A 7,214-nucleotide genomic window follows, 5' to 3' on the forward strand; every position below is an offset into this window, starting at 1 on the left:
CGCTCAAGCTGGCCGGCGCCGTCGGCCTGCTGGTCGGCCTGGTCGCCCTCCCGCCGCGCGGCCGCGCCGCCCCCGGCGGGCGGGTGGGGTTGTAACTCGGCGCCCGGGCGACCCCCCGCCCCACCCCCCGCCGCCCCGCCCCTCGCCCCTGTCCGCCCCTGGCGTCGTCCGCTCAGTCCCGTGCGGCCAGTCGGCGTTCGCGGCGCGGGACGCGGGTGGGGCGGCGGGAGAGCCGGGCGAAGACCGCGACCAGGACGAACACGGCGGCGGTGCCGGAGGCGACGGTGAGGCCCTCGGTGAGGCCGGGCGGGCGGAACGCGCAGGAGACCCGGCCGGCGCCGCCGCCGAGCGGGACGCCGATCATGCCGAGGACCGGGGTGGGCACCACGCGGGCGCCGCCGTCGACGGCGCAGGTCCACCCCTCGGTGGCGGGGACGGAGAACAGCGCGGTGCCGGTGGAGCCGGCCGGCAGGGCGGCGGTCAGGGTGTGGCCGCCGGCCTCGACCCGGGTGGCGCCGGCGGCGGTGAGCCGGGTGACGGCGGCCGCCAGGGCGTCGGCCCGCAGGCAGCCGATCGGGCGGGCGGGGATCTGGCTGACCACGTCCGAGCGCAGGGTCACCCGGACCGTGCCGTCGGCCGGGACGGTCCCCAGCCGGTGCACGGGCACGGCCGTGGTGGGCTGCTCGCCGTCGCTGCGGAAGTCGGTGCCCAGGCCGCTGACCGTGCCGCGGTACCAGAGCGGGTGGACGTACGCCGTCGAGCCCGGGGTGCAGGCGGCCGTGAACACCGTGCCCTCCGCACCGCCCGGCACCGACCAGCCGCTGGTGCCGTGCAGGGTGGGCGCCGGGCCGCCGGCCGGGACGGGCAGCGGGGCGTCGTACACCTGGCTGCCGAGCAGCGACTCCTGGCGGGACCAGACCGAGGAGGTGGCCGTCCGGGCGCCCGGCGGCAGCACGGTCACCAGGGGCGGCGCGGGGGCCCGGACGGCGGTGAAGCCCGGGGGCCGCGGTGCGTCGTCCAGGTGGGCGCCGACCCCGAACAGCGCCTGGCCGACCGGGTCGGTGACGCCCCCGGTCTGCCGCCCGCCGGCCGTCCAGCCCGCGCCGAGGTCGTGCAGCAGCAGGGCGGCGACGGTCGGCAGGTAGCCGCTGGAGTAGCCGCCGCCCTGGCCGTTCAGCAGCAGCGGGTCGTTGGGGGTGAAGGCGTGCGGGCCGGGGTCGCTGCGCAGGTCCGGCCAGTCGGCGCCGGCCCGCACTGCGGCGTGCCCGGCCCGGACGGCGGCGGGGGAGACGCCGTCGTCGGGGGCCGCGCCGAGCGCCGCGTACCCGGACCAGACGGCGTTGCCGAGCACCGCGCCGCCGATCACCCAGGTGGCCAGCGCGGTCACCCGGCGGTCGGTGTGCCGGCGGTCCAGCGCCGCGAGCGCGGCCAGCAGGACGGCGCCGCCGACCCCCAGCAGCACCCAGGTGGAGGCGTGCACCGAGCCCCGGGCCGCCGCCAGCGCGGCGATCGTCGCGGTCAGCGCGGCGCCGCCCAGCAGGGTCACCCGGTCCGGCCGGTGCGCGAGCGACACCCAACCGGCCAGCACCAGCAGGCCGCTGAGCACGAAGGAGACCCGGTACGGCCCGCCGGCCGGGATCGCCAGGCCGTGCCAGACCAGCACCGTCGGGGTCCAGACGAAGCTCAGCACCACCAGCAGCAGCGCCGCGCACCAGACCGCCCGCTCGCGGACCCGCACCCGGCGGTTGAACGGCAGCCCGCACACCAGCAGCAGGCCGAGCACCCCGATCGCCACGTCCGGAAGCGGCCGCCCGCCGGTGATGGCGGGCAGCAGCTGGGCGAGGTGCCCGTCCAGTCCGGACGGGCCGAGCGGCTGCACCGGGGACTCCGGCTGGGCGCCGCGCGCGGCCCGCACGGCGACGAACAGCACGGGGGCGGCGAGCAGCACCCCGGCGGTGGTCAGGGTGACCGCCCGCCCGGTCGCCCGGACCCGGTGCCGGAACGGGCGCGGGGTGGCGAACAGCCGTACGGCGAACAGGAGTCCGGCGATCAGGGTGGCCAGCGCCGCGGTGTAGAGGTTGCCCGCCCAGGCGAGCGCCACGCACAGCGCGCCGGCCACCCAGCGGCGCTCGTGCAGGCACCAGTCCCCGACCAGGCCGAGCAGCGGCAGCGAGACCAGGCCCCACAGCCACATCGGCGCCCCGCCGCCGATGTCCAGCACCCAGGCGCAGAGCCCGTACCCGACGGCGGCGAACACCCGCAGCCACCGGGGGCCGGGGTGCAGCCGGCCGAGCAGGTGGGCCATCAGGGCGGTGCCGAGGCCGATGGTGGCCAGGGCGACCAGGAAGACGGCGAGGTGCCCCTGGTCGCGGGGGAGGAGCGCGGTCGGCCAGGAGAACGGGTTCATCAGGTAGGCGAAGAAGTCCGCCAGGAACGGGACGCCGTAGCCGCTGTTCCAGTTGAACAGCAGGTCCCCGGTGGCCTGCCCGTGCAGCAGGTCCCACAGGTGCGCGTGGTACGGCACGGCGATCGCGTCGGCCCCGCCCGGCCACCGCCCGCGCACCGCCGCCGCCAGCGCGAAAGCGCCCGTCGCCAGCCCGGCCGCGGCCCCGCAGACCAGCACCTCCCGCCGCCGTTCGGCCTTCACCCACGCGCCCCGTTCTGCCAGGAATCCCGGACCCCGCCACCCTAAGCGCGCCCCCGGCGCACCTCCCGCCACCCGCGCCCCCTCAGAGGGGTGACGCGCCGTCGGGAAGCCCCGGGATCCTCCGTACGAGTCCGCATGCTGGACGTGAGGTGTCAGCCCCTGGGACGGCGGAGTAGGGTCCGAGCATGTCTCGCACCATTCGTCTCGCAGTTGTCCCGGGTGACGGCATCGGCCAGGAGGTGGTGGCCGAAGGCCTCAAGGTCCTCGGCGCCGTGCTCCCCGCCGACGTGAAGCTGGAGACCACCGAGTACGACCTCGGGGCCCGGCGCTACCACCGGACCGGGGAGACGCTGCCGGACGACGTGCTGGCCGAGCTCAAGGCCTTCGACGCGATCCTGCTCGGCGCCATCGGGGACCCGAGCGTCCCGTCCGGGGTGCTGGAGCGGGGGCTGCTGCTCAAGCTGCGGTTCGCCTTCGACCACCACATCAACCTGCGGCCGGGCCGGCTCTTCCCCGGGGTCGCCTCCCCGCTGGCCGGTCAGCCGGCGATCGACTTCGTGGTCGTCCGCGAGGGCACCGAGGGCCCGTACGTCGGCAACGGCGGCTCGCTGCGCACCGGCACCCCGCACGAGGTGGCCACCGAGGTCAGCCTGAACACCGCGTACGGCATCGAGCGCGTGGTGCGCGACGCCTACCGCCGGGCCCAGGCGCGGCCGCGCAAGAAGCTCACCCTGGTGCACAAGAACAACGTGCTGGTGCACGCCGGGCACCTGTGGACCCGGATCTTCGCCGAGGTCGGCGCGGAGTTCCCCGAGGTCACCACCGACTACCTGCACGTCGACGCGGCCACCATCTTCTTCGTGACCCAGCCGGAGCGCTTCGACGTCATCGTCACCGACAACCTGTTCGGCGACATCCTGACCGACCTGGCCGCGGCCGTCACCGGCGGCATCGGCCTGGCCGCGAGCGGCAACATCAACCCGAGCGGCGAGTTCCCGTCCATGTTCGAGCCGGTGCACGGCTCGGCGCCGGACATCGCCGGCCAGGGCAAGGCCGACCCGACCGCCACCGTGCTGTCGGTCGCCATGCTGCTGGAGCACCTCGGCTTCGCCGCCGAGGCCGCCCGGGTGGAGGCCGCCGTCGCGGCGGACCTCGCCGAGCGCTCGGGCGCCCGGTCCACCTCCGAGGTCGGCGACGTGCTCGCCGAGCGAGTAGCCGGCTAGGCCGGCCGGAACCCGAGCGGATCCGGCCGGCCGGGCCGCTCCGCATAACCGCAGCTTGCAGCTCCCCAAGGAGCGGGCAGCTGTTCGGCACGGCCCTCTGGATGCGAGTATCGACAGTGGGCCGTGCCGTTGTGCGTTCGTTCCGGCGTTGGAGAGCCGTAACGTTCCTTCGGCGGTGGCGGCCCGAACGAACCCCACGGTGAAGGAAACAGCCATGAGCACGCCCACCCAGGCGCCCATCACGTTCGACCTCAAGCCCTCCGCCCACCCGCTGTCGGCAGCGGAGCGCCAGGCCCGGCTGACCAACCCTGGCTTCGGCCGCGTCTTCACCGACCACATGGTCACCGTCAGCTGGACCGAGGGCCGTGGCTGGCACGACGCGCAGCTGGTCCCGTACGCGCCGGTGGAGATGGACCCGGCGAACATGACCCTGCACTACGGCCAGGCGATCTTCGAGGGCCTCAAGGCCTACCGCCAGGCCGACGGCTCCATCGCGACCTTCCGCCCCGAGGCCAACGCCCTGCGCTTCCAGGCCTCGGCCCGCCGTCTGGCGATGCCGGAGCTGCCGGTGGAGGCCTTCGTCGAGGCGGTCGAGCTGCTGGTCCAGCAGGAGCGGGCCTGGGTCCCGAACGAGCCGGAGCAGAGCCTCTACCTGCGCCCGTTCATGTTCGCCACCGAGGTCGGTCTGGGCGTCCGTCCGGCGAACTCCTACCTGTTCATGATCATCGCCTCCCCGGCCGGCGCCTACTTCCCGGGCGGCGTCAAGCCGGTCTCGGTCTGGCTCTCCAAGGAGTACGTCCGCGCCGCGCCCGGCGGCACCGGCGCCGCCAAGTGCGCGGGCAACTACGCGGCCTCGCTGGTCGCCCAGGCCCAGGCCGCCGAGAAGGGCTGCGACCAGGTGGTCTGGCTCGACGCCGCCGAGCACCGGTGGGTCGAGGAGATGGGCGGGATGAACCTGTACTTCGTCTTCGGCGAGGGCGCGGACGCGAAGATCGTCACCCCGGAGCTGTCCGGCGCCCTGCTGCCCGGCATCACCCGCGACTCGCTGCTCCAGCTCGCCGCCGACCTGGGCTACGCGGTCGAGGAGCGGAAGATCTCCACCGACGAGTGGCAGCAGGCGAACGCCGACGGCACCCTCACCGAGGTCTTCGCCTGCGGCACCGCCGCCGTCATCACCCCGGTCGGCTCGGTGAAGTCCGCGGCCGCCGACTGGACCGTCGGCACCGGCGAGCCCGGCCCGGTCACCATGGAGCTGCGCAAGGCCCTGCTGGCCATCCAGGGCGGCCAGCGCCCCGACACCCACGGCTGGCTGCACAAGATCGTCTGATCCCACGGACGCCGGGCACCCCCTCCGGCCTGCCCCGTTCCGCATCGCGAGACGGGCGGGCCGGATCCCGGAGGCTGTGCCAAGCTACGGGCGTGTCCTCGCTTTCGCTGATTATTGGCAGCAGGCGCGCCGGTCCGCAGTGACCGCTCCCGCACGACCCGATGCGGAGCGACCACGAGCGTCCAGACCCGCGCGCAGACCTCTCGCACCCGCGAGGGGTCTTTTTGTTTCCTCGGACCGGCCGACGGCCCCCACAAGGGGCCCGGGGACACCGGGGCCGCGCGCGGGATCCTGGACAGTGGAGCCGGGACGAGAATCCGGCAGAGCAGTACGAACCTCCCCGAACGGAGAACCAGGGGTCATGACCGAGGTCAGCCGTACCGACGACAGCTTCCACGTGTTCGACACCACCCTGCGCGACGGCGCACAGCGCGAGGGCATCAACCTGACGGTGGCGGACAAGCTGGCCATCGCCCGGCACCTGGACGAGTTCGGGGTCGGCTTCATCGAGGGCGGCTGGCCCGGGGCCAACCCCCGGGACACCGAGTTCTTCGCCCGCGCCGCCGCCGAACTGGAGCTGCGCCACGCCCGGCTGGTCGCCTTCGGCGCCACCCGCCGGGCCGGCGGCAAGGCCGCCGAGGACCCGCAGCTGGCCGCGCTGGTCGCCTCCGGCGCGCCGGTGGTCACCCTGGTGGCCAAGGCCCACGACCGGCACGTCGAGCTGGCGCTGCGCACCACGCTGGACGAGAACCTGGAGATGATCCGGGACAGCGTCGAGTTCCTCCGCGGCCAGGGCCGCCGGGTCTTCCTCGACTGCGAGCACTTCTTCGACGGCTACCGGGCCAACCGCGAGTACGCCCTGGCCGTGGTGCGCACCGCGCACCGGGCCGGCGCGGACGTGGTGGTGCTGTGCGACACCAACGGCGGGATGCTGCCGGCCGGCGTCCGGGACACCGTCGCGGACGTGATCGCCGCGACCGGCGCCCGGGTCGGCATGCACGCCCAGGACGACACCGGCTGCGCGGTGGCCAACACCCTGGCCGCGGTGGACGCCGGCGCCACCCACGTGCAGTGCACCGCGAACGGCTACGGCGAGCGGGTCGGCAACGCCAACCTGTTCCCGGTGGTCGGCGCGCTGGAGTTGAAGTACGACCGCCGGGTGCTGCCCGAGGGCCGGCTGGCCGAGATGACCCGGATCTCGCACGCGATCGCCGAGCTGGTCAACCTGGCCCCGTCCACCCACCAGCCGTACGTCGGCTTCTCGGCCTTCGCCCACAAGGCCGGCCTGCACGCCTCGGCGATCAAGGTCGACCCGGACCTGTACCAGCACACCGACCCCGAACTGGTCGGCAACACCATGCGGATGCTGGTCTCCGACATGGCCGGCCGGGCCTCGGTGGAGCTCAAGGGCAAGGAGCTGGGCTACGACCTCTCCACCGACCGCGACCTGGCCGGCCGGGTGGTGGCCAAGGTGAAGGAGCAGGAGAACCTCGGCTACACCTACGAGTCCGCCGACGCCTCCTTCGAGCTGCTGCTGCGCGACGAGGTGCGCGGCAGCCGGGACCGCTTCTACCGCCTGGAGTCCTGGCGGACCATCAGCGAGCAGGGCCCGGGCGGGGTCTCCGGCAACGAGGCCACGGTGAAGCTGTGGGCCAAGGGCGAGCGCCGGATCGCCGTCGGCGAGGGCAACGGTCCGGTCAACGCGCTGGACCAGGCGCTGCGGACGGCCCTGGAGGGCACCTACCCGCCGCTGGCCACCTTCGAGTTGGTGGACTACAAGGTCCGCATCCTGGAGGGCCAGCACGGCACCGGCTCCAAGACCCGGGTGCTGATCGAGTCCACCGACGGCACCGCGAGCTGGTCCACGGTCGGTGTGGCCGACAACGTGGTCGCCGCCTCCTGGCTGGCCCTGGAGGACGCGTACACCTACGGCCTGATCCGGGCCGGGCTGGAGCCGGAGGAGCGCTCCGAGCCGTCCGCCTGACCGCTCCCGGCCCGACGGCGGCCCGCCGGACCC

General features: G+C 74.7%; 4 protein-coding genes. 3 read left to right on the forward strand and 1 reads right to left on the reverse strand.

Features of this window, described 5'->3' with window-relative positions; genetic code table 11:
* Window positions 1-172: 172 nt before the first annotated feature.
* A complete protein-coding gene (locus ACFXOZ_RS41485; RefSeq protein WP_380595240.1) occupies window positions 173-2,647 on the reverse strand; it encodes a YfhO family protein in 2,475 nt (824 codons plus the stop codon).
* 185 nt (window positions 2,648-2,832) lie between these two features.
* Between ACFXOZ_RS41485 and ACFXOZ_RS41490 the strand changes: the two genes are divergently transcribed.
* From ACFXOZ_RS41490 to cimA, 3 genes are all read left to right on the forward strand, one after another.
* The gene (locus ACFXOZ_RS41490; protein WP_375897202.1) at window positions 2,833-3,870 is read left to right on the forward strand and encodes a 3-isopropylmalate dehydrogenase; all 1,038 of its coding nucleotides are present in this window, start codon (window positions 2,833-2,835) and stop codon (window positions 3,868-3,870) included.
* Window positions 3,871-4,084: 214 nt separating this feature from the next.
* Window positions 4,085-5,197, forward strand: a complete 1,113-nt coding sequence (locus ACFXOZ_RS41495; RefSeq protein ID WP_375897203.1) for a branched-chain amino acid aminotransferase — start codon at window positions 4,085-4,087, stop codon at window positions 5,195-5,197.
* A gap of 361 nt (window positions 5,198-5,558) precedes the next feature.
* Window positions 5,559-7,181 carry a citramalate synthase gene (cimA, locus tag ACFXOZ_RS41500; RefSeq protein ID WP_375897205.1) on the forward strand — a complete coding sequence of 541 codons (1,623 nt, stop codon included), beginning with the start codon at window positions 5,559-5,561 and terminating at the stop codon, window positions 7,179-7,181.
* Window positions 7,182-7,214: the final 33 nt, after the last annotated feature.

It is taken from the genome of Kitasatospora sp. NPDC059160, assembly GCF_042755465.1.
In the GTDB taxonomy this organism is placed as follows: domain Bacteria; phylum Actinomycetota; class Actinomycetes; order Streptomycetales; family Streptomycetaceae; genus Kitasatospora.